General features: G+C 24.2%; 2 protein-coding genes. Both read left to right on the top strand.

All coding sequences use genetic code 11. From position 1 onward, the window contains the following. Window positions 1–42: 42 nt before the first annotated feature. A complete protein-coding gene (gene rlmB, locus JG677_RS08150) occupies window positions 43–729 on the top strand; it encodes a 23S rRNA (guanosine(2251)-2'-O)-methyltransferase RlmB (protein ID WP_200286137.1) in 687 nt (228 codons plus the stop codon). Beyond that, a partial coding sequence (locus JG677_RS08145) for a helix-turn-helix domain-containing protein (RefSeq protein ID WP_200286135.1) occupies window positions 722–1398 on the top strand: 677 nt, incomplete at its 3' end. The genes rlmB and JG677_RS08145, both read left to right, overlap by 8 nt.

The following is a 1398-nucleotide window of genomic DNA, read 5'->3' as shown; positions in this document are numbered from 1 at the left end:
ATAAAAAACTGCTTTTAAGTCAAGATGAGATAAAATAATAAAATGTTAGTTTATGGTAAGCAAGTATTTTTTTATATTTTAGAACATTATCAAGATATGATTAACGAAATTTATTTAGCTAAAGAATGTGATTTTAAAACTTTTAATAAAATTGCAAAATCTGGTTTTAAGATTAAAAGGCTTGATTTTAAAACAGCTCAATCTTATGCTAAAGGTGGAAATCATCAAGGTTTTTTAATGGATATAAAAGAATTTGTATTTGCTGATTTTGATACGATTAAAAAAAATGATTTTTTAATTATACTTTGTGGTATAACTGATATGGGAAATATAGGTGCTATTATTAGGACTGCTTATGCTTTAGGTGCGCAAGGTTTAATTTTTTGTGGAAATCAGCTTGCAATGCAAAATATAATAAGAACTAGCAGTGGAGCAGCTCTTGGTTTGCCTATTGTGGTAAAAAATGATATTTTAGGATTAATTAATGAGCTTAAGCAAGTAAATTTTAAAATTTATGCTGCCGATAAAGAAGGAAAAGAAATTCATACTTTAAAATTAAAAAATGTTAAAAAGAAAGCTTTAATTTTAGGCAGTGAAGGTTTTGGCTTGAGTGCAAAAATAATTAAAAAATGTGATGAATGTATAGGTATAGCTATGAAAAATCAATTTGATAGTTTAAATGTAAGTGCTGCTTTTGCAATACTTTGTGATAGGATGATAAATGAATAGTTGGAAAAAATTACAAGATTTAGATTTAAGAGAAGTTGCTGCTAGAACGCAAATTGAAATTGATTTTTTAAAGGCTTTAATTAATCAAGATTTTGATACTTTGAGTCATTTTAATGTGCGTGGTTTTATTAAAATTTTAAGTCGTGAATATGATCTTGATTTTACAGATTTTAATGAATTGTATGAAAATTATTTAAATGAAAATAACCTTAATAATTCTTATAATCTATCAAAAGGTAAAATTATCACTCCAAAAATTGATACTTATACAAATAAGTCTTCAGGTTTTTGGATTTATATTATTGTTGCAATTATTGTAATTTTAATTTTTGTGTTTTATTATTTAAGTGGATTTAATTTTTCTTTAAAAACTGAAGAAAATAAATCAAGTGCTGCAATTGTAAATATTATAGGAGAAGCTAAAACAAATTTAAAAGAAGTAACAAATAACGTAAAAATTATCGATAATACACAAGAAGTAGATGAAGAAAAAAATCCTAAAGTTGAAGAAAAAGAGGAAAATAATTTAACCAATCAAGATAATTTTCTTGATGAAAATACTACAATAAATCAAGAACAAAATTTAAGCCAAGAAGATAATGTGACTTTTCAAAATGATGAACTTAATATTATAGAAGAAAAACCATTAGATGAAGTTACTTTTAAGAC

This window comes from Campylobacter sp. TTU-622, from assembly GCF_016598965.1.
GTDB lineage: Bacteria > Campylobacterota > Campylobacteria > Campylobacterales > Campylobacteraceae > Campylobacter_D.
Note: the sequence above shows the minus strand (reverse complement) of the source record. Positions and strands in the feature narration are given on the sequence as shown.